Source organism: Thermocrispum municipale DSM 44069 (assembly GCF_000427825.1).
Lineage (GTDB): Bacteria > Actinomycetota > Actinomycetes > Mycobacteriales > Pseudonocardiaceae > Thermocrispum > Thermocrispum municipale.
On record NZ_KE386593.1, the window covers coordinates 814,403 to 836,634 of the forward strand.

Sequence of the window (22,232 nt, forward strand, 5' to 3'; positions counted from 1 at the left end):
GCGGCGATGTCGACACTGAACACCGTCGGGGGCACGGCCCGCCGAGCCGTGCGGGCCCCGCTGCACAAGCTGGACGACCTGGGTGACCAGCTGTCGTTCTACATCCGTGCGCTGGTGTGGATCCCGAAGACGCTGGTGCACTACACCCGCGAGGTCATGCGCATCCTCGCCGAGACGTTCTTCGGCAGCGGGGCGCTCGCGGTCATCGGCGGCACGGTCGGCGTCATGCTCGGCATGACGTTGTTCGTCGGGATCGTGGTCGGCCTGCAGGGCTACGCGGGCCTGGACCAGATCGGTGCCGCCGCGGTGTCCGGATTCGTCTCGGCGTTCGTCAACACCCGGGAAGTGGCACCGCTGGTGGCCGGCCTGGCGCTGTCGGCGACGGTCGGCGCGGGCTTCACCGCCCAGCTGGGCGCCATGCGGATCTCCGAGGAGATCGACGCGGTCGAGGTCATGGCCGTGCCCAGCCTGCCGTTCCTGGTGACCACCAGGATCATCGCGGGATTCTTGGCCATCATCCCGCTGTACATCATCGGCTTGCTGGCGTCCTACATCGGCTCCCGGCTGACCGTGACGATCTTCTACGCGCAGTCGGTAGGCACCTACGACCACTACTTCGAGCAGTTCTTGCCGAAGGAAGACGTGTTCATCAGCTTCGCCAAGGTGTTGATCTTCGCGGTGTTCATCATCCTGGCGCACTGCTACTACGGCTACACCGCCTCCGGCGGCCCGGCAGGTGTCGGTGTCGCGGTGGGTAAGGCCGTGAAGACCACCATCGTGGTGGTCGCGCTGATGAACTTCTTCATCGGCTTCGGCATCTGGGGTACCGACACGACGCTGAGGATCGCAGGATGAGCCGCGGATTCGGGACTGTGCTGAAGCGCCGGCTGCTGGGCATCGGCTTCATCGTGATCGTGCTCGCGCTGATCTCGCTGAGCGTCGCCAGCCAGCAGCACCTGTTCCGCGACGTGGTGACCATCAAGCTGCAGACCGACAAGGTCGGCAATCAGCTCGCGGTGAAGTCGGACGTCAAGGCGCGCGGAGTGTTCGTCGGGACGGTCGCCAAGATCACCCCGACACCGGAGGGTGCGACACTCGACCTGGCGCTGGACCCGGAGTACGCGGCCCAGCTGCCGAAGAACGCCACCGCGCGGATCATGCCGAAGACGCTGTTCGGCGAGCGCTACGTGCAGCTGTCGTTCCCGTCGCTGTCCGGGCCGAAGATGTCCGAGGGCGACGTCATCACACAGGACCGTTCGAGCGCCGCACTCGAGCTGGCCCAGTCGTTCGACAAGCTGCTGCCCGTGCTGCGGGCGGTGCAGCCGGAGAAGCTGAACAGCACGCTGACGGCGATCTCCAACGCGCTGGACGGCCGCGGCAAGCAGTTGGGCGACACGCTGGTCGAGCTCGGCGACTACCTGGGCGAGTTGAACCCGGAACTGCCCGAGTTGCAGCAGAATCTCAAGGAGCTGGCGCAGTTCTCCGACGGTCTCGAGGAGGTCGCGCCGGAGCTGATCGACACGCTGGACAACCTGCGCACCACGTCCGCCACCCTGGTGGACAAGCAGCGCAACCTCGCCGCGTTGTTCGACACGCTCACCACGGCCTCGCGCGATCTGGAGGACTTCATCGCGGCGAACCGGGACAACATCATCACGGTCAACAAGGTCAACAAGCGGACGCTGGCGACGTTGGCCAAGTACGCGCCAGAGGTACCGTGTGTGACCAGTCAGATGGCCGAGGCGCTGCCGAAACTCGACGCCGTGTTCGGCAAGGGCACGGACACGCCCGGTCTGCGCGCCAAGGTGGTCATCGGACCCGCGCAGGAGAAGTACAAGCCGGGCCAGGACGAGCCGGAGTTCGGCGGGATCGGCACCGACGAGCTGGGCACGTACAAGGGCCCGTGGTGTGTCGACGTCCACCACGGCGACGTCCCCGACCCGTTGCCGGTGCCGTACAAGTTCCTGCGGTTCAACGACGGCGCCGACCCGTCCGGTGAGCCCGACCCGCGCTCGCCCAAGTGGGACAAGGAGGGCCTGCCGTGCGACGCGGTGAACGTGTTCGGCAACAAGGTTCCGAAGGACTGGCTCAAGGAGTGCAAGGACGGAACCAAGCCGACCGGTATGGCGGGCACCTACGGCGGTGGCGGTGCGGCGGCCCCGGCCAGTGAGGTCAACACGCCTGCGGAGAACAACCTGCTCGGCCAGCTGGTGAGCGTGCAGACGGGCATGAACCCGAAGCAGATGCCCGGCTGGGGGAGCCTGCTGGTGGGTCCGCTCTATCGCGGGGCGGAGGTGGAGATCCGGTGAAGTCCGCAACCCATGTGACCGGGCCGCTGGTCAAGCTGACCATCTTCGCGGTGATCACCGTCGTCACCACCGCGGTGCTCGGCATCAGCATCGCCAACATCAATATGAGCGGCACGGTCACCTACACCGCGCGGTTCTCCGACGCCACGTTGCTGCTGGAGAACGACGACGTCCGCATCGCCGGCGTGCGGGTCGGGCAGGTCACCGACGTCCGGGTGGCCGATCGCAACCAGGCCGAGGTCGAGTTCGAGGTGGACGCCGATCGTCGGCTGCCCGCGCAGACCATTGCCACGGTGCGTTACCGCAACCTGGTCGGCCAGCGCTACATCGCGCTCGACCCCGGGCCGACCTCCGGCCGGGACAAGCTGCTGCCCACCGACGGCAGCGGCCGCATCCCGCTGGAGCAGACCAGGCCGGCGGTCGACCTGACCGAGTTGTTCAACGGCTTCAAGCCGCTGTTCACCGCGTTGTCGCCGAAGGACGTCAACCAGCTGTCCTACGAGATCGTGCAGGTGCTGCAAGGCGAAGGCGGAACGGTCGAGAACCTGCTCGCCCACACCGCGCAGCTGACCAACACGCTGGCCGACAAGGACAAGGTGATCGGCGAACTGATCGACAACCTCAACTCGGTGCTGGACACCCTCAACGCCAAGGGCCCGCAGTTCCGGCAGACCGTCGACACGCTGCAGGAACTGGTGTCCGGGCTGGCCGAGGACGCGGTGCCGATCGGGGACGCGGTGGAGTCGCTGGACGAGCTGGCTCGCACCACGGCGGGTTTCCTCGAGGAGGGCCGTGAGCCGCTGAAGGAGGACATCGCCGAGCTCGGCCGGACCGCGCGCCTGCTGAACAAGAACGAGAAGAAGGTCGAGCACTTCATCGTGTTCGGGCCGAAGAAGTACACCACCATCGGCCGCACCGCGAGCTACGGATCCTGGTTCAACTTCTACGTCTGCGCTCTGGACATCACCGTGAAGGTGCCCGGTGGACAGGAGATCCCGATCGAGACCCCGCGCGCACCGCGAGAGAGGTGTGGCACGGCATGAAGTCCTTCCAGAAACGCAACCCGCTGGCCATCGCCGCGGTCGGCATCACGGTGATCCTGCTCGGTCTCCTCGCCGCGGCGAACGCCGACGAGCTGCCGTTGATCGGCGCGGGCACGACCTACAGTGCCCAGTTCGAGGAGGCCGCCGGGCTCAAGCCGGGCAACGAGGTCCGCATCGCAGGCATCAAGGTCGGCAAGGTGGCCGACGTCGAGCTGGACGAGGACAACCTGGTGCGGGTGACCTTCTACGTCAAGGACGCCTGGATGGGCGACCAGACCCGCGCGGACATCAAGCTCAAATCGCTACTCGGGCAGAAGTTCCTCTCGGTCGATCCGGCCGGGTCGAAACCGATGGACCCGGACGAGGTCATTCCGGTGGAGCGCACCACGTCGCCCTACGACGTTCTGGAGGCGTTCCGCGACCTGTCCAAGACGGTCGACGAGATCGACACCGACCAGCTGGCGCAGAGCTTCGACGTGCTGTCCGAGACGTTCAAGGACACTCCCGAGGAATTGCGCGGCGCGCTCACCGGCCTGTCCCGGCTGTCCGACACCATCGCCAAGCGCGACCAGCAGCTGGCCAAGCTGCTGGCCAACACCCGCGAGGTCTCCGAGACGCTGGCCGACCGGGACGAGCAGCTGGTGAAGCTGATGAAGGACGGCAACGTGCTGCTGGCCGAGCTGAACCGGCGGAAGGCCGCGATCTCGTCCTTGCTGGAAGGCAGCCAGAAGTTGGCCGAGCAGCTCAACGGCCTGGTGGACGACAACGCCAAGCAGCTCGGCCCGGTGCTGAAGGACCTGGACAAGCTCACCAACCTGCTGCACCGCAACCGCAAGGCGCTCGGAGAAGGCATCGAGGCGTTCGCGCCGTTCGTCCGGCAGTTCAACAACGTGCTGGGCAACGGCCGGTGGTTCGACATCTACCTGTGCGGCTTCCTGCTGCCGCAGGCCGGGCCGATCAACGAGCACGGGTGTGATCCGCGATGAGCCCACAGACGCGTTTCGGAGCCCAGTTGTGGCGCGGTGTCGCCCTGGCTTGTGTGCTGGGGCTGGTGGTGGCCGGCGCGCTGTGGTGGACGCTCAAGGACGCCAACACGCGCAGGTTGACCGCCTACTTCCCCACGGCCATCGGCCTGTACGAGGGCAACAGCGTCCGCGTGCGCGGCGTCGAGATGGGCACCGTCGAGCGGGTGCAGCCGATGGGTGATCGGGTGAAGGTCACGGTGACCTACGACCGCACCGTGCGGCTGCCCGCCGATGTGCAGGCGGTCATCGTCGCGCCCTCGCTGGTGAGCGACCGCTACATCCAGTTCACGCCGCCGTACTCCGGCGGCCCGACGCTGAAGAACAACGCCGTCATCGGGCAGGACCGCACCGCGGTCCCGCTCGAGGTCGACGAGTTGTACGAGACGTTGATCGAGGTCAGCGAGACGCTCGGCCCCAAGGGGGCGAACAAGGACGGTTCGCTGTCCCGCCTGCTGAAGACGTTGGCCAAGAACTTCAAGGACAACGGCAAGGCGCTGAACGCCACGATCGACAAGCTCGGCAAGGCGTCCGGCACGCTGGACGGCAGCAAGGACGACCTGTTCGCCACGGTGACCAACTTGGCCAAGGTCACCAAGACGTTCGCCAACAGCGACGCCGACGTCCGCAAGTTCGAGCGACAGCTGGCGGACGTGAGCTCGTTCCTGGCCGACGAACGAAAGAACTTCAGCGAGACCGTGAAGGTGCTCGGCTCGACGCTGGCCAAGGTCAAGAAGTTCATCGACGACAACAAGGACCGGCTGCGCAGCAATGTCGACAAGCTGGCCGACGTGACCAAGACGCTGGTGGAACAGCGGGCGGCGTTGACCGAGATCCTGGACGTCGCCCCGGTGGCACTGAGCAACGTGATCAACGCCTACAACGGCAACACCGGCGCGCTGGACACCCGCTCGGACATCAACGAGCTGGCGCAGCCACCGATCGTGATGATCTGCAACATCCTCAAGCAGGTGCCGGAAGCAGGCGAACCGCTCGGGCAGGTGTGCGACAAGGTCGCGCCGCTCGGGGACGCGCTGCCGTCGGTGGGCTCGCTGATCAATTCGCTGCAGAACGGCAAGATCCCGCCGCCGCTGCGGCAGTTGCAGGCGATCCAGTACGGAGGTGGCCAGTGATGCCCACCCGACGCGTACTGACCGCGCTGCTCACCACGGTCGCCCTGCTGGTCACCGGGTGTGGCTCGTTCACCGGTATCTACGACCTGCCGCTGCCCGGCGGAGCCGACCTCGGTGACGACCCGATCGAGGTGAAGATCCAGTTCCGGGACGTGCTCGATCTGGTGCCGCAGACGCACGTCAAGATCAACGAGGTGACGGTCGGCCGGGTGGAGAAGGTCGATCTGGCCGACGACGGCTGGCATGCCGAGGTCACCGTGCTGCTCAGGCGGGACGCCGACATGCCCGCCAACGCCCTGGCCAACATCAAGCAGTCCAGCTTGCTGGGTGAGAAGTACATCGACCTGGCGCACCCGCCGCAGGGCACCGCGCGCGGCAAGCTCACCGACGGCTCGGGCATCCCGCTGTCGCGGACCAACCGCAACGTCGAGGTCGAGGAGATCCTCGGGGCGCTGTCCATGTTGCTCAACGGCGGCGGGATCGAGCAGGTCAACAACATCACCAAAGAGCTGAACAAGACGCTGACCGGCAACGAGCCGGAGATCAAGGCGCTGCTGCGCAACGCCAACACGTTGATGCGCGGGCTGAACGGCCAGACCGACGACATCGACACCGCGCTGCACAGCCTGAACCGGCTGAGCAAGACGTTGCGCAAGGACAAGCAGGTGGTGGCCAAGGCGCTGGACGATCTGCCGCCGGGCATGCAAGTGCTGGTCGACCAGCGCAAGGACCTGACCCGCATGCTCAAGTCACTGCGCAAGCTGTCCACGGTGGCCACCGACACGCTGGAGAAGAGCCAGCGGGACTTCATCGACAACCTCGACTCGTTGCGGCCGATCCTGCAGAACCTGGCCGACGCCAAGGATCTGCCGGAGGCGCTCGAGCTGCTGGTGTCGTTCCCGTTCTCCGATGCCGCGGTGGACGGCGCCAAGGGCGACTACTTCAACCTGTTCGCCCGGGTGAGCCTGGACCTGGAGGAGATCGTCAAGAACTTCCGGCGTAACCGCGGGCACCCGATGCCGGGGCTGCCGATCGTGAAGGACCTGCCGATGGAAGAAGGCGAGCTGCTGGACCCGAACCAGCTGCCGCTGCCCGATGTCGAGGTGCCGCAACTGTTGCCGACGCTGCCGATCGACGGGTCGGGCCCGCGCAAGCTGATCGAAGAGCTGACCGGGGCGCTTCCGATGGGGGGTCACTAGATGCTTACCCGCAAGACGAAGCTGCAACTGGTCGCGTTCGTGCTGATCAGCTGCACCGCACTGGTGTACGCGCTGTTCCGGTTCACCGACGTCGGCAAGATGGTCGGAGACTCGGGCTACACGGTGATGGTGCGCATGCCCGACACCGGTGGTGTGTTCCCCGACGGTGAGGTCACCTACCGCGGCTACAACATCGGCCGGATCGGCGACATGCGGTTGACCGAGCGCGGCGTGGAGATCGACCTGAACATCGAGCCGGACACGCCCCCGATCCCGGACGACGTGCAAGCGGTGGCGATGAACCGGTCCGCGGTCGGTGAGCAGCTGATCGATCTGCGGCCGCGCAGGGCAGGCGGGCCGTACCTGAAGGACGGGTCGGTCATCACCGACACCAAGCGACCGCCCGGTACCGACGACGTCATCGAGGAGCTGACCCAGCTGGCCGACTCGGTGCCGACGGACTCACTGCGCACGGTCGTGGACGAGTCGTACAACGCGTTCGCCGGCGACTACGGCAAGGACCTGCAGGTGCTGATGGACACCTCGCGCGAGTTCGTCAAGGGTGCCCGGCAGAACCTTCCCGACCTGCGGCAATTGCTGGACTCGGGCAACCAGGTGCTGCGCACGCAGAACGAGGAGTTCGACCACGTGCGCTCGTTCACCCGCGACCTGCGGAAGGTGTCCAGTGCGCTCAAGGGCTCCGATGCCGACCTGCGCAAGCTGATCGACCAGGTGCCCTCGTCGGCCCGTCAGCTCAGCGAGGTGGTGGACGAGATCGGCCCGGGCACCAGCCACGTGATCGCGAACCTGATCACCGTCGGCCGGATCGCCGACACCCGGCTGGACGGTCTCGAACAGGCTTTCGTCACCTACCCGGCGCTGTCGGCGGGTGCGGTGGCGTTGCTCAAGGGCGATCGCCCGGAGGCCCCGCTGGGGTTGACACTGAACCTGTTCGATCCGCCACCATGCGTGAAGGGATACGAGAAGACCCAACGGCGCCCGGGCGACGACATCAAGGACGACCCGCCGTACAACAAGGACGCCTACTGCGCCGAGCCGAAGGGCAGCCCGATCAACGTGCGTGGCTCGCTGAACGCGCCGTACAACGGCATACCGGTGGGCGAGGCCACCGACGAGGAAGTGGCCGCCAACGCCAACCGGGATCAGGAATCGCTGGAGCAGCAGCGCGGCATGGACGGCCACCCGGACCTGGAACTGAACAGGACGGTGACGTCGTTCGGCGGCATGCTCGGGCTGGGGTGAGCTACCTCGATCGAGCGCTGGTCAGCGTGCCGAGCGCCCATTGACGTCAACGACACAGGCTCCGCCGTACGCTGGTGCGGCAGCCGGAGCAGGGATTGAGTGATGACACACGACAGGACCGACGCCGACGGCGCTTCGTCCGAGGCCGCCGAGCAGGCCGTCGACCCCGTCGAGGATGCGGAGCAGGCCGGCGGCGCCGAGCAGGACGAGACGCGATCCGGCCCGTCGAAGACCAGCCTGGTCGTCGCGGCCGGGGCCGCCGCGGTGGCGCTCATCGTCGCGGTGGTCTTCGGTGTCCTGTGGTGGACGACGGAGTCGTCGTCCGAGTACGAACTGGCGCAGGCCCGCGAGGAGGTGCTGGACGCCGGGCGGCAAGCCGTGATCGCCTACTCCGCGTTCGACTACACCAAGCCGGAGGACTACCGCGCCGCGCAGCGCAAGGTGTCCACCGACGACTTCAACAAGGCCACCGAGCGGGGCTGGAAGCCGGCCCGGGACCGGATCGTGCAGGAGAAGTTGTCGGCGCAGGTGGAGATCCTCGACATCGGGATCACCAAGTTCGATCCGCAGCAGGGCAGCGCCGAGGTGTTGGCCGCGGTGAACGTCACCAACACACACAAGGGCAAGAAGCTGTCGCCGGTTCCGCTGCGGCTGGTCACCCAGCTGAAGAAGGTCGGTGGTGCGTGGAAGGTGGACAACTTCGCGCCCGCGCCGAGCATCGACGCCAGCAACGGATCGGAGTGACTCGTGCCTGCACCACGTCGCCGTCCCAGCCCGTACCCGTCGCGTCGCCCGTATGTCGCCGGCAGGCGGAGGCCGACCGGCGGTAAGCCGAGCCCACGGCCGCGCCCCGCGCCTTACTCGGCGCAGTACGACGATGTCCTCGCCGGCGAGGAGAAGGAGTCCGCGCGTCCGGACGCCGCCAGGGAGACGGTGGAAACGGAGCCGGAGACCGCGCAGCGAACAGAGGAAGCGGAGCCCGACGCCGCCCCAGGAGCTGCAGAAGCGGAGCCGGAGACCACCCCCGCAACTGCGGAAGCGGAGACCGCGCACGACACCGTGGTAGCGGAGCCGGCGACCGCGGAGTCCACCGAAGAGCCCGCGCGGGAAGCCGAGGAGGCCGAGGCGCCGGCGCCGAAGGAGCGCCGGGTGCCGCGGGCGAAGTCGCGGGACACCGGCACGTTGCGGCCGACCAGGGAAGAAGACGTCGCCACCACCGCGAAGGCCGACACCCGCCGGAGCGTCGAGCGCGAGCCGAAGGCGGAGCCGGGCAAGTCCCGTGCGACGGCGTTCTGGGTCGCGGTGGCGCTGGCCGTGGTGTTCGCGGTCGCGGCAGGCATCGCCGCCTGGCGCTACTTCGCCGCGGCGAGCCTGGTCGAGAACAAGGCGCAGACCGACCCGATCTCCACCAGCCAGGCCCAGAAGGACATCAACGCCGCGGTGGAGAAGCTGTTCACCTACAACTACCGCGAGCTGGACGAGCGCGAGGACGAGGTCAACGAGCTGCTGGCGACGGACAAGCTGCGGAAGCACTTCGCCACGCTGAACTGTGCGGTGGAGCAGCAGGCGCCGAAGCAGAAGATCATCTCCGCGACCAAGGTGTCCTACAGCGCGATCACCGAGCTGACCGACGACACGGCGCGCGCCATCGTGTTCGTGGAGAACATGTGGGAGCGTAAGAGCACCAAGCAGGTGGAGACCAGCTCCGGCTCACTGGTGGTGAACGCGCAGCTGGTGGACAACCAGTGGAAGGTCAGCGACCTGCAGATCCACGGCGGGAACACCGGCGACGAGCCGGAGGTGCCCGAGAAGTGCCGGGACTAGCTGGGGCGGACCACACCCGCGCCGCCGGCTGCGGTAGCCGCGTGGCCCCGAACCGACCACGCGCCTGACGCCCGCAGCCGGACCTGCAGGCCACTGGCCCAGATCGGAGGGCCCGCGTCGCTCACCCCCTTCTTCGCCGAACCGCTCCCTGACCCGACCAGCCGTTACGGCGTCGCCCCCAAGGCCCCGGTCACTACGCCGACCGGCCCAGCGCGAACACGCCCTGTCACTACGTGTGACTGATGCCAAGCCCGGCTCGACTGATGAGACGTAGGGCGGCCCGCTGATGACGTGCTAGTCTTTGGGCACGGAAGGCGGTATCGGAAGGCCGTCGAGTGTGAAGCCACGCGGGTGGAGCGCTTCCTCGACAGAGCCACCGTGACCAGCTAGACTGGGTTGTTGCGCTGCCCGCTGTCATGCTGCCTCATGCAGGGCGTTAAGATAGTTGGTACACCCGCACCGTGACCAGTTGCGTTCCTCTTCGGTTTGCCCCTGTGGAGGATAACGCTGCTGCTCAACCGCTTTCTGTCCCCGGAAGGACGCATCTTGGCAGTCTCTCCCGCGAATCAGGCCACTGCTGCGACCACATCGGAGATTCCTGGAGCACCTCGACGAGTATCGTTCGCCAGAATTCACGAGCCGCTCACGCTGCCCGATCTGCTCGACGTGCAGATCAAGTCGTTCGAGTGGTTCGTCGGCAGCGATGAGTGGTACGAGCGTCGCGTCAACGAGGGCGACGAAAACCCCGTCGGCGGTCTCGCGGAGGTTCTCAACGAGATCTCTCCGATTGAGGACTTCTCCGGTTCGATGTCGCTGTCTTTCTCCGACCCACGCTTCGACGAGGTGAAGGCCTCGGTCGAGGAGTGCAAGGACAAAGACATGACCTATGCGGCTCCGCTGTTCGTCACCGCGGAGTTCGTCAACAACAACACCGGCGAGATCAAGTCGCAGACCGTCTTCATGGGCGACTTCCCGGTGATGACCGAACGCGGCACCTTCATCATCAACGGCACCGAGCGTGTCGTGGTGTCGCAGCTGGTCCGCTCCCCGGGCGTCTACTTCGATCAGGCGATCGACAAGACGACCGACAAGGACGTCTTCAGCGTCAAGATCATCCCGAGCCGCGGCGCGTGGCTCGAGTTCGACGTCGACAAGCGCGACACCGTCGGCGTGCGCATCGACCGCAAGCGTCGCCAGCCGGTCACCGTGCTGCTGAAGGCGCTCGGCTGGACCAACGAGCAGATCCGCGAGCGCTTCGGCTTCTCCGAGACGCTGATGGCGACCCTGGAGAAGGACCACACGGCAGGCACCGACGAGGCGCTGCTGGACATCTACCGCAAGCTGCGCCCGGGCGAGCCGCCCACGAAGGAGTCGGCGCAGACGCTGCTGGAGAACCTGTTCTTCAAGAACAAGCGCTACGACCTCGCCAGGGTCGGCCGGTACAAGATCAACAAGAAGCTCGGCCTCGAGCTGCCGTACGGTGACGGCACGCTGACCGAGGACGACGTCGTCACCACGATCGAGTACCTGGTCCGGCTGCACGCCGGTGAGGACAAGTTCACCGCGCCCAACGGCGAGGAGCTGCCGGTCGAGACCGACGACATCGACCACTTCGGCAACCGCCGGGTGCGCACCGTCGGTGAGCTGATCCAGAACCAGATCCGGGTCGGCCTGTCCCGCATGGAGCGGGTGGTCCGCGAGCGGATGACCACGCAGGACGTGGAGGCCATCACGCCGCAGACCCTGATCAACATCCGGCCGGTGGTCGCGGCGATCCGCGAGTTCTTCGGGACGTCGCAGCTGTCGCAGTTCATGGACCAGAACAACCCGCTGGCCGGCCTGACGCACAAGCGCAGGCTGAACTCGCTCGGCCCGGGTGGTCTGTCCCGTGAGCGTGCCGGCATGGAGGTCCGTGACGTGCACCCGAGCCACTACGGCCGGATGTGCCCGATCGAGACCCCGGAAGGCCCGAACATCGGCCTGATCGGCTCGCTGTGCTCGTACGCGCGGGTCAACCCGTTCGGTTTCATCGAGACCCCGTACCGCAAGGTGGTCGACGGCCGGGTCACCGACCAGGTCGACTACCTGACCGCGGACGAGGAGGACCGCTACGTCAAGGCGCAGGCCAACGCCAAGCTCGACGAGAACGGCTACTTCGTCGAGGAGAAGGTGCTCGGTCGGCGTAAGGGCGGCGAGGTCGAGCTGATCGACCCGATGGAGATCGACTACATGGACGTCTCGCCGCGCCAGATGGTGTCGGTCGCGACGGCCATGATCCCGTTCCTGGAGCACGACGACGCCAACCGTGCGCTGATGGGTGCGAACATGCAGCGCCAGGCCGTGCCGCTGCTGCGGAGCGAGTCGCCGCTGGTCGGTACGGGTGTCGAGCTGCGGGCCGCGGTGGACGCCGGTGACGTGGTGCAGGCCGAGCAGGCCGGCGTGGTCGAGGAGGTCTCCGCAGACCTGATCACGATCATGCACGACGACGGCACCCGCAAGAGCTACGGGCTGTACAAGTTCCGTCGCTCGAACCAGGGCACCTGCATGAACCACAAGCCGGTCGTCAACGAGGGCGACCGGGTGGAGAAGGGCCAGGTCATCGCGGACGGGCCGTCGACGCAGAACGGCGAGATGGCCCTCGGCAAGAACCTGCTCGTGGCGATCATGCCGTGGGAGGGTCACAACTACGAGGACGCCATCGTCATCTCCGAGCGGCTGGTGCAGGACGACGTGCTCACCTCGATCCACATCGAGGAGCACGAGATCGACGCACGGGACACCAAGCTCGGTGCCGAGGAGATCACCCGGGACATCCCGAACGTCTCCGAGGACGTGCTTGCCGATCTCGACGAGCGCGGCATCATCCGCATCGGTGCCGAGGTGAACGCGGGCGACATCCTGGTCGGGAAGGTCACGCCGAAGGGTGAGACCGAGCTGACCCCGGAGGAGCGCCTGCTGCGCGCGATCTTCGGCGAGAAGGCCCGCGAGGTGCGGGACACGTCGCTGAAGGTGCCGCACGGCGAGACCGGCAAGGTCATCGGCATCCGGGTGTTCTCCCGCGAGGACGATGACGAGCTGCCGCCGGGTGTGAACGAGCTGGTGCGCGTCTACGTGGCCAAGAAGTCGAAGATCCAGCCGGGTGACAAGCTGGCCGGCCGGCACGGCAACAAGGGCGTCATCGGCAAGATCCTGCCGGTCGAGGACATGCCGTTCCTGGAGGACGGCACCCCGGTCGATGTGGTGCTGAACACCCACGGTGTGCCGCGCCGGATGAACATCGGCCAGATCATGGAGCTGCACCTCGGGTGGCTGGCTTCGCAGGGCTGGAAGGTCGAGGGCGAGCCCGAGTGGGCGAAGAACCTCACCCCCGAGCTGCGTGAGGTCGAGCCGGGCACCAACACCGCGACGCCGGTGTTCGACGGTGCCAGCGAGGAGGAGATCACCGGGCTGCTGGGATGCACCAAGCCCAACCGTGACGGCGAGCGCCTGGTCGGCACCGACGGCAAGGCGCGGCTGTTCGACGGTCGCTCCGGCGAGCCGTTCCCGGAGCCGGTCGCGGTCGGCTACATGTACATCCTGAAGCTGCACCACATGATCGACGACAAGATCCACGCTCGGTCGACCGGGCCGTACTCGATGATCACCCAGCAGCCGCTGGGTGGTAAGGCCCAGTTCGGTGGTCAGCGGTTCGGTGAGATGGAGTGCTGGGCCATGCAGGCCTACGGCGCCGCCTACTCGCTGCAGGAGCTGCTGACGATCAAGTCGGACGACGTGGTAGGCCGCGTCAAGGTGTACGAGGCGATCGTCAAGGGGGAGAACATCCCCGAGCCGGGCATCCCGGAGTCGTTCAAGGTGCTGCTCAAGGAGCTGCAATCGCTGTGCCTCAACGTCGAGGTGCTCTCGTCCGACGGAGCCGCCATCGAGATGCGCGACTCCGACGACGAAGACCTCGAGCGGGCAGCGGCCAACTTGGGCATCAACCTCAACCGTCCGGAAGCGCCGTCGGTCGACGACGTCATGCACTGACAAGCCACCCCTAGCCAGAACTACCCACCAGGGAGAAGGAACGACGCGTGCTGGACGTCAATTTCTTCGATGAGCTCCGCATCGGCCTGGCCACCGCCGACGACATTCGCCAGTGGTCCTACGGCGAGGTCAAGAAGCCGGAGACGATCAACTACCGCACCCTCAAGCCGGAGAAGGACGGGCTGTTCTGCGAGAAGATCTTCGGTCCGACCCGGGACTGGGAGTGCTACTGCGGTAAGTACAAGCGCGTCCGGTTCAAGGGCATCATCTGTGAGCGGTGCGGCGTCGAGGTCACTCGCGCCAAGGTGCGCCGTGAGCGGATGGGCCACATCGAGCTGGCCGCACCGGTCACGCACATCTGGTACTTCAAGGGTGTGCCGAGCCGGCTGGGTTACCTGCTGGATCTCGCCCCGAAGGATCTCGAGAAGATCATCTACTTCGCGGCGTACGTGATCACCAGCGTGAACACCGAGCTGCGGCACAACGACCTGCCCACGCTCGAGAACGAGATCAACGCCGAGCGCAAGACGATCGAGCAGCGGCGCGACGCGGAGATCGAGGAGCGGGCGCAGAAGCTGGAGGCCGACCTCAAGCAGCTCGAGGAAGAGGGCGCCAAGGCCGACGTCCGGCGCAAGGTGAAGGAGGGCGGCGAGCGCGAGATGCGGCAGATCCGCGATCGCGCCAACCGCGAGCTGGACCGCCTCGAGGAGGTCTGGAACACCTTCACCAAGCTGGAGGTCCGCCAGCTGATCGTGGACGAGAACCTCTACCGCGAGCTGCACGAGCGCTACGGTGAGTACTTCACCGGCGGCATGGGCGCCGAGGCGATCCAGAAGCTGTGCGCGGACTTCGACGTCGATGCCGAGGCGGAGGCACTGCGGGAGACCATCCGCAACGGCAAGGGCCAGAAGAAGCTGCGTGCGCTCAAGCGGCTGAAGGTGGTCAACGCCTTCCAGCAGACCGGCAACGACCCGCGCGGCATGGTGCTGGACGCGATCCCGGTCATTCCGCCGGACCTGCGCCCGATGGTGCAGCTGGACGGTGGCCGGTTCGCCACCAGCGACCTGAACGACCTGTACCGCCGGGTCATCAACCGGAACAACCGGTTGAAGCGGCTGATCGATCTCGGCGCGCCCGAGATCATCGTGAACAACGAGAAGCGGATGCTGCAGGAGGCCGTCGACGCGCTGTTCGACAACGGCCGCCGGGGTCGTCCGGTCACCGGGCCGGGCAACCGTCCGCTGAAGTCGCTGTCCGACCTGCTGAAGGGCAAGCAGGGCCGGTTCCGCCAGAACCTGCTCGGTAAGCGTGTCGACTACTCCGGCCGTTCGGTCATCATCGTCGGTCCGCAGCTGAAGCTGCACCAGTGCGGTATCCCGAAGGGGATGGCGCTGGAGCTGTTCAAGCCGTTCGTGATGAAGCGGCTGGTCGACCTCAACCACGCGCAGAACATCAAGTCCGCCAAGCGGATGGTGGAGCGGCAGCGGCCGCAGGTGTGGGACGTGCTGGAAGAGGTCATCACCGAGCACCCGGTGCTGCTGAACCGGGCGCCGACGCTGCACCGACTGGGTATCCAGGCGTTCGAGCCGCAGCTGGTGGAGGGCAAGGCCATTCAGCTGCACCCGCTGGTGTGTGAGGCGTTCAACGCCGACTTCGACGGTGACCAGATGGCGGTGCACCTGCCGCTGTCCGCGGAGGCGCAGGCCGAGGCGCGGATCCTGATGCTGTCGGCGAACAACATCCTCTCGCCGGCGTCGGGTCGTCCGCTGGCCATGCCGCGTCTGGACATGGTGACGGGCCTGTACTTCCTGACCAAGCTGGTCGAGGACGAGCGGGGCGCGGGCAAGGCGTTCTCGTCGGTGGCCGAGGCGATCATGGCCTACGACCTCAACGAGGTCGGCCTGCACGCCCCGGTGAAGATCCGCATCACCGACCGGCAGCCGCCGAAGGAGCTGGAAGCCCAGCTGGCCGAGGAAGGCTGGGAGCCGGGCAAGGCGTGGCTGGCCGAGACCACGCTCGGCCGGGTCCTGTTCAACGAGCTGTTGCCGCCGGACTACCCGTTCGTCAACGAGCCGCTGCCGAAGAAGCGGCAGGCCACGATCGTCAACGATCTGGCCGAGCGGTACTCGATGACGCAGGTGGCGCAGACGCTGGACAAGATCAAGGACGCCGGCTTCTACTGGGCGACCCGTTCCGGTGTCACGCTGTCCATCTCGGACGTGCCGGTGCCGGAGCAGAAGCAGGCGATCCTGGAGGAGTACGAGAAGAAGGCCGCGCAGGTCGAGAAGCGCTACCAGCGTGGTCAGCTCTCGCACGCCGAGCGGAACAACGAGCTGGTCAAGGTGTGGACCCAGGCAACCGACGAGGTCGCCAGGGTCATGGAGGAGAACCTGCCCGCGGACAACCCGATCGCGGTGATCGTGAAGTCGGGTGCGGCGGGCAACATGACCCAGGTCCGGTCGCTGGCCGGTATGCGTGGTCTGGTGTCCAACCCGAAGGGTGAGTACATCCCGCGGCCGATCAAGTCGAACTTCCGTGAGGGCCTGTCGGTGGCGGAGTACTTCATCGCCACGCACGGTGCGCGCAAGGGTCTGGCGGACACCGCGCTGCGGACCGCCGACTCGGGTTACCTGACCCGTCGTCTGGTGGACGTCTCGCAGGACGTCATCGTCCGCGAGGCCGACTGTGGCACCAGCCGCGGTATCCAGATGGAGATCGGGCACCGCACCGAGGACGGTCAGATCGTGCCGAGCGAGCACGTCGCCACGTCGGTCTACGCCCGGACGCTGGCCGAGGACGCCACCGACGCCGACGGCAACGTGGTGGTCAACCGCGGTGACGACCTGGGTGACCCGGCGATCGAGAAGCTGCTCAGCCTCGGCATCACCAAGGTCAAGGTGCGCAGCGTGCTGACCTGTGAGTCGGCCATGGGCGTGTGCGCGATGTGCTACGGCCGCTCGATGGCCACCGGCAAGCTGGTGGACGTCGGCGAGGCCGTCGGTATCGTCGCCGCCCAGTCGATCGGTGAGCCGGGTACGCAGCTGACCATGCGTACGTTCCACCAGGGTGGCGTCGCCGGTGAGGACATCACCACCGGTCTGCCGCGTGTCCAGGAGCTGTTCGAGGCCCGTACCCCGAAGGGCAAGGCGCCGATCGCCGAGACCGACGGCCGGGTGCGGATCGAGGAGACCGACCGCTACTGGAAGATCACCATCATCCCGGACGACGGCTCCGAGGAGATCGTGCTGGACAAGCTGTCCAAGCGGCAGCGGCTGGCGATGGGCCCGAACGGCCCGCTGCAGGACGGCGACCACGTCAGCGTCGGCCAGCAGCTGCTCGAGGGCACGCCGGACCCGCACGAGGTGCTGCGCGTCATGGGTCCGCGTCAGGCCCAGATGCACCTGGTGGAAGAGGTGCAGAAGGTCTACCGGGCGCAGGGTGTGTCCATCCACGACAAGCACATCGAGGTCATCGTGCGGCAGATGCTGCGCCGCGTGACGATCATCGACTCCGGTTCCACGGACTTCCTGCCCGGCGAGCTGCCGGAGCGGACGAAGTTCGAGGCGGTCAACCGGCAGACGGTGGCCGAGGGCGGCCAGCCCGCCTCCGGTCGCCCGGTGCTGATGGGTATCACCAAGGCGTCGCTGACCACCGACTCGTGGCTGTCGGCCGCGTCGTTCCAGGAGACCACCAGGGTGCTGACCGATGCCGCGATCAACGGCCGGTCGGACAAGCTGGTCGGCCTCAAGGAGAACGTGATCATCGGTAAGTTGATCCCGGCTGGCACGGGCATCAACCGGTACCGCAACATCGAGGTGCAGCCGACGGAGGAGGCACGGGTCGCGGCGTACTCGATCCCGTCCTACGACGACGGCTACTACAGCTCCGACGTGTTCGGTTCCGGCACCGGTGTGGCGGTTCCGCTGGACGACTACGACTTCGGTCGCGACTTCCGCTGATCGAGCGTCACGTCACGAAGGGCCCGGGGTTCACCCCGGGCCCTTCGTCGTGTTCGAGGGGCGAGGGCTGTGCGGGTGCTGCGGTTCGCTGCGGGACTGGCGGGGAGAAGGCCCCGCTTGAGGGCAGGTTCGCGGCAGGCATTCCACTGCGTTCGAGGGTCGCCTGATGCGGTGGTGAACACTTAACCTGCTCGGGTGACCGCACGGACATTTGTGGACTTGCTGTACGAGCAAGCTCCCCGCGAGGAGTTCGAGCGGCTGGTCGCCGAGGCGGAGCAGAACGGCGACCCTTCGGCCGCGAAGCTGCGCGCGATCCTGCCGCGCGCGCTGCATGTTCGCGACACGTTGGAGCGGCAGAGAACTCGTGAGGCGGAGCTGTCGGCGCTGTACGAGACGGCCAGCGACCTCACGGCAATCCGCGACCTGCACCAGATCCTGCGCGCGATCGTCCGCCGGGCGCGCCAACTGCTGGGTACCGACATCGCCTACCTGGGGCTGAACGTCGAATCCGAAGGCGCCGCCTACATCCGCGTCACGGATGGTTCGGTTTCCGACGCGTTCGCCAACCTCAAGCTGCCGCTGGGCACCGGGCTGCTAGGGCTGGTGGCGCAGACCGGGCAGCCGTATGCGACCCCGGACTACCACACCGACGATCGCTTCGAGCATCGTCCGTACATCGACGAAGCGGTGGCCGACGAAAGCATCCGGGCGATCCTCGGCGTGCCCATGACGGTCAGCGGCCGGGTCATCGGCGCGCTGCTCGCAGCCAACCGGACACCCCGCCCGTTCCCGGCCGAAGAGGTTCAACTGTTGTCGTCGTTCGCCGCGCACGCCGCCATCGCGCTGGAGAACGCCCGCCTGTTCGAGCAGGTCATGCAGACCAACCAGCAGCTGCGTGAGCACTCGGCTGCGGTGGAGATGGCCGCGGACGTGCACGACAAGCTCACCGGAGTGCTGCTCCGCGGCGGTGACTCGGCGGACGTCGCAGGCGTACTGTCCGAGGCGCTCGACGCCAAGGTCGAGGTGTGCGAGCCGGACGACCCGCAGATTCCCGTCGAGGCGGTGCAGGAGGCCCGCGTCACCGGTCACGCGGTCCAGTTGTCCGGTGGTCGGTGGATCGTCGCGGCAACCGCGGGTGGTGATCACCTCGCGACCCTGCTGGTCAACGGGCGACCGGATCTCGACCTCGCCGAGCGGCGCACGCTGGAGCGCGGCGCGATGGTCACCGCGTTGCTGCGGCTGGTGTTACGGGCTGTCGCAGAAGCCGAGGACCGTGTGCGGGCGGATTTGCTCGACGATCTGCTCGCCGAACCGCCTGCCAACCCCGCGTTGCTCCGCGTCCGGGCCCGTCGGCACGGCGTCCGGGTCGACGAGCCCATGGTCCTGGCGGTGGTGGACATCGGCACCGCCGATCGCGCCCGCACGCAGCGCGAGGCTGCCCGGCTCGCCGTGCAATCCGGTGGGTTGTCCGGCACGCGGCACGGAAGCATGGTCCTCGCACTGCCCGGTGACGACGCCCTCCACGTCGGGGCGACGGTGCAGCAACGACTCGGGCCGGTCACCGTGGGTGTGGCGGGGCCCGTCGACAACGTCACGGCGTGGGCAGGCGCCTATCGCGAGGCGAGGCAGTGCGAACGTGCGCTCCTTGCGCTGGGTCGCGCCGGCCAGGTGGCCGACGCCGCACACCTCGGCTTCGCGCGGCTGCTGCTCGGCCAGTCCGGGCCCGCGGAGCTGGACGACTTCATGCGGCTGACCATCGGCCCGCTGCTGGAGTACGACGAGGCCCGCGGAACCGAACTGGCCGCGACGCTGGACTGCTGGTTCGACGCTTCCGGCAGCGCAACCGCGGTGAGCAAAGCGCTGCACATCCATCCGAACACCGTCGCCCAGCGTCTTGAGCGGATCACTGCGTTGCTGGGCGAGGGCTGGCGGGAGCCCGCGCGCGTGCTGGACCTGCGGCTGGCCCTGCGGCTGTGGCGATTGCGTGAGTCCTTCGACGACGGGACGGCGGGCCGGTGACGGCTCGCCTTGTCGTCAGGGCGTCGAACGCCGGCCGGTGCGGGGCCTGCGGTGGTGGCGGGAATGGTTCAGCGACGGGGCGGCGGGCCGGTGACAGCCCGTGCTAGTGCCGGGGCGTCGAACGCCGGCCGGTGCGGGGCCTGCGGTGGTGGCTGCGCGAAACGTTCGGCGATGGGGCGAAGCGCCACTGTTCGGTGAATTCTGTGTAATCGCACCATATGGCCGGGTGGCGGCCGGTCTCCGTAGCCTCCCAGCATGACCGCTGAGGTGTCCGTCACAGACGACGTACCGATCGCCGACCTGACCGGTCATCGCGCGCTGGTGACCGGCGCCGCGAGCGGCATCGGCCGCGCGTGCGCCGAAGCGTTCGCTGCGGCGGGTGCCGAACTCCTCGTGTTGGACCGCGACGCGGAAGGCGCCAAGCGGGTTGCGGATGCCGTCGGCGGCCAACCCCTGGTTGCCGACCTGGACGACCCGACCGTGGTGGCGAACCTGCCCCTCGACCGCGTCGACGTGGTGATCAACAACGCAGGCTTTCAGCACGTCGCTGGGGTACCCGAGTTCGATCCCGCGGTGTTCGGCTCGATGCTGCGGGTCATGGTCGAGACCCCGTTCGCATTGGCCCGGGCCGTGTTGCCGCACATGCAGCAACGCCGTTGGGGCCGGTTCGTGCACATCTCCAGCATCCACGGGCTGCGCGCGTCGGCGTACAAAGCCGGTTACGTGACCGCCAAGCACGCGGTGGAGGGGCTGTCGAAGGTGCTGGCGGTGGAGGGTGCTCCGCACGGCATCACGTCCAACACGATCTGCCCCGGATACGTGCGGACCCCGCTGGTGCGGAAGCAGCTGGCGGACCAGGCACGCAGCCACGGCATCGCGGAAGAACAGGTGCTCGACGACGTGCTGCTGGCGCGTATCCCGGTGAAACGGCTCATCGAACCCGCCGAGGTCGCCAGGCTGGCGCTGTTTCTCTGCGGCCCGGGCAGCAGCTCGATGAGCGGCTCTTCCTACGAGATTTCCGGCGGCTGGACCGCCACCTGACAGCACGGCAGACGAGAAGGGATCGGCAATGAGTACCGCGAGTACTTCCAGGCCCGGCCAGTCCGACCGCACCGGAATCGGCAAAGTCGTCGGCGCGAGCATGATCGGCACCACCATCGAGTGGTACGACTTCTTCCTGTTCGGCTCCGCGGCCGCGCTGGTGTTCGGTGACGTGTTCTTCGACGAGCTCGGCGGCACCACGGGAACGTTGTACTCCTTCATGGTCTACGCCCTCGGTTTCGTGGCGCGGCCGCTCGGCGGCATGGTGTTCGGGCACTTCGGTGACCGCATCGGCCGGAAGAAGATGCTGGTGCTGAGCCTGCTGCTGATGGGTGGGTCGACGTTCGCCATCGGCCTGCTGCCCACGTACGCCCAAGTCGGCATCCTGGCGCCGCTGCTGCTGGTCGCCTGCCGGCTCGTGCAAGGTTTCGCCGTCGGTGGTGAGTGGGGCGGCGCGGTGCTCATGGCCGCCGAACACGGACACAACACCAAGCGCGGCTTCTGGACCTCGTTCGTGCAGGCGGGCGTGCCCGCGGGCAACCTGATCGCCGCCGGAGCGCTGTGGATCCTGCAGGGTGTGCTCACCCCTGAGCAGTTCCTGTCGTGGGGCTGGCGGGTGTCGTTCCTGCTCAGCGCGGTCCTGGTGTTCATCGGCCTGTGGGTGCGGCTGAGCATCGAGGAGTCGCCGGTCTTCGCCGCCACCCAGGCGCAGCTGGCCGCCCGCAAGGAGCGCACGCACCAGCCGCTGCTGGAAGTGATCAAGCACTACCCGAAGGAGATCCTGCTGGCCATGGGCATGCGGCTGGCGGAGAACATCTCCTACTACATCTTCACCGTCATCTCGATCAGCTACCTGAAGGACTACCTGGACACCGACGGCAGCCTCGGTACCCAGGCGGTGTTGATCGGCTCCGCCGTGCAAGTGATCGCCATCCCGCTCATCGGCATCGCCTCCGACCGCTTCGGTCGCAAGCCGTTCTATCTGGCGGGTGCGATCGGTGTCGGCGTGTGGACGTTCGTGTTCTTCGGGATGCTCGACTCGGCCTCCGGCGGCATGGTGGCGTTGGCGGTCACCATCGGCCTGCTGTTCCACGCGCTGATGTACTCGCCGCAAGCGGCGTTCTTCTCCGAACTGTTCGGCACCAGCGTGCGGTACACGGGCGCGTCGATCGGCTACCAACTGGCGTCGGTCGCCGCCGGTGCGCTCGCCCCGATCGTCGCCATCGCGCTGCTCGGTGACGTGAACGACCCGAACGACGTCGCGGTGGGCATCTACGTGGCCATCGCTTCGGTGCTGACCATCATCTCCGTCTTGTTCGCCAGGGAGACCCGCGGCGAGTCGCTCGAGCACGACCGGACGCTGCAACCCGCGGCCGCGACGAGCTGACCGGTCA

The 22,232-nt window shown here is 67.2% G+C and carries 14 protein-coding genes; all 14 read left to right on the forward strand.

The features are described 5' to 3' along the window. Positions 1–6 precede the first annotated feature (6 nt). Positions 7–855, forward strand: coding sequence for an MlaE family ABC transporter permease (locus tag YWM_RS0119270; RefSeq protein WP_028852053.1), 849 nt, complete (start codon positions 7–9; stop codon positions 853–855). Continuing rightward, positions 852–2,309, forward strand: a complete 1,458-nt coding sequence (locus tag YWM_RS0119275) for an MCE family protein (protein WP_028852054.1) — start codon at positions 852–854, stop codon at positions 2,307–2,309. The genes YWM_RS0119270 and YWM_RS0119275 overlap by 4 nt, the downstream gene beginning before the upstream one ends. After that, positions 2,306–3,352 (forward strand): MCE family protein, encoded by a 1,047-nt coding sequence (locus tag YWM_RS0119280; protein WP_028852055.1) that lies wholly within the window; start codon positions 2,306–2,308, stop codon positions 3,350–3,352. Before YWM_RS0119275 ends, YWM_RS0119280 begins: the two co-directional genes overlap by 4 nt. Continuing rightward, complete coding sequence (locus YWM_RS0119285; RefSeq protein WP_028852056.1) at positions 3,349–4,338, forward strand: MCE family protein; 990 nt, start codon at positions 3,349–3,351, stop codon at positions 4,336–4,338. Before YWM_RS0119280 ends, YWM_RS0119285 begins: the two co-directional genes overlap by 4 nt. Beyond that, a complete protein-coding gene (locus YWM_RS0119290) occupies positions 4,335–5,507 on the forward strand; it encodes an MCE family protein (protein ID WP_028852057.1) in 1,173 nt (390 codons plus the stop codon). Before YWM_RS0119285 ends, YWM_RS0119290 begins: the two co-directional genes overlap by 4 nt. Then, entirely contained in the window at positions 5,507–6,706 is a 1,200-nt protein-coding gene (locus YWM_RS24635) for an MCE family protein (protein WP_052345145.1), read from the forward strand. The genes YWM_RS0119290 and YWM_RS24635 overlap by 1 nt, the downstream gene beginning before the upstream one ends. Then, entirely contained in the window at positions 6,707–7,969 is a 1,263-nt protein-coding gene (locus tag YWM_RS0119300; protein ID WP_028852058.1) for an MlaD family protein, read from the forward strand. A gap of 102 nt (positions 7,970–8,071) precedes the next feature. Beyond that, on the forward strand, positions 8,072–8,713 hold the full coding sequence (locus YWM_RS0119305) for a hypothetical protein (protein ID WP_028852059.1): 642 nt from the start codon (positions 8,072–8,074) through the stop codon (positions 8,711–8,713). A 3-nt stretch (positions 8,714–8,716) separates the two neighbouring features. Further along, entirely contained in the window at positions 8,717–9,793 is a 1,077-nt protein-coding gene (locus YWM_RS0119310; protein WP_156914840.1) for a hypothetical protein, read from the forward strand. A gap of 546 nt (positions 9,794–10,339) precedes the next feature. After that, a complete protein-coding gene (gene rpoB / locus YWM_RS0119315; protein ID WP_028852061.1) occupies positions 10,340–13,819 on the forward strand; it encodes a DNA-directed RNA polymerase subunit beta in 3,480 nt (1,159 codons plus the stop codon). Between the two features lie 47 nt (positions 13,820–13,866). Next, a complete protein-coding gene (locus tag YWM_RS0119320) occupies positions 13,867–17,778 on the forward strand; it encodes a DNA-directed RNA polymerase subunit beta' (RefSeq protein ID WP_028852062.1) in 3,912 nt (1,303 codons plus the stop codon). Positions 17,779–17,973: 195 nt separating this feature from the next. Then, on the forward strand, positions 17,974–19,797 hold the full coding sequence (locus YWM_RS0119325; RefSeq protein ID WP_028852063.1) for a helix-turn-helix domain-containing protein: 1,824 nt from the start codon (positions 17,974–17,976) through the stop codon (positions 19,795–19,797). Positions 19,798–20,052: 255 nt separating this feature from the next. Further along, positions 20,053–20,838, forward strand: a complete 786-nt coding sequence (locus tag YWM_RS0119330) for a 3-hydroxybutyrate dehydrogenase (protein ID WP_052345147.1) — start codon at positions 20,053–20,055, stop codon at positions 20,836–20,838. Between the two features lie 28 nt (positions 20,839–20,866). Further along, entirely contained in the window at positions 20,867–22,225 is a 1,359-nt protein-coding gene (locus tag YWM_RS0119335; RefSeq protein WP_028852065.1) for an MFS transporter, read from the forward strand. Positions 22,226–22,232: the final 7 nt, after the last annotated feature.

What these genes read in the sequence shown, in the direction of transcription:
- YWM_RS0119335 (WP_028852065.1), top strand. Translation starts at nt 20,867, where the DNA reads ATGAGTACCGCGAGTACTTCCAGGCCCGGCCAGTCCGACCGCACCGGA.
- YWM_RS0119330 (WP_052345147.1), top strand. Translation starts at nt 20,053, where the DNA reads ATGACCGCTGAGGTGTCCGTCACAGACGACGTACCGATCGCCGACCTG.
- YWM_RS0119300 (WP_028852058.1), top strand. Translation starts at nt 6,707, where the DNA reads ATGCTTACCCGCAAGACGAAGCTGCAACTGGTCGCGTTCGTGCTGATC.
- YWM_RS24635 (WP_052345145.1), top strand. Translation starts at nt 5,507, where the DNA reads ATGCCCACCCGACGCGTACTGACCGCGCTGCTCACCACGGTCGCCCTG.
- YWM_RS0119290 (WP_028852057.1), top strand. Translation starts at nt 4,335, where the DNA reads ATGAGCCCACAGACGCGTTTCGGAGCCCAGTTGTGGCGCGGTGTCGCC.
- YWM_RS0119305 (WP_028852059.1), top strand. Translation starts at nt 8,072, where the DNA reads ATGACACACGACAGGACCGACGCCGACGGCGCTTCGTCCGAGGCCGCC.
- YWM_RS0119285 (WP_028852056.1), top strand. Translation starts at nt 3,349, where the DNA reads ATGAAGTCCTTCCAGAAACGCAACCCGCTGGCCATCGCCGCGGTCGGC.
- YWM_RS0119275 (WP_028852054.1), top strand. Translation starts at nt 852, where the DNA reads ATGAGCCGCGGATTCGGGACTGTGCTGAAGCGCCGGCTGCTGGGCATC.
- YWM_RS0119270 (WP_028852053.1), top strand. Translation starts at nt 7, where the DNA reads ATGTCGACACTGAACACCGTCGGGGGCACGGCCCGCCGAGCCGTGCGG.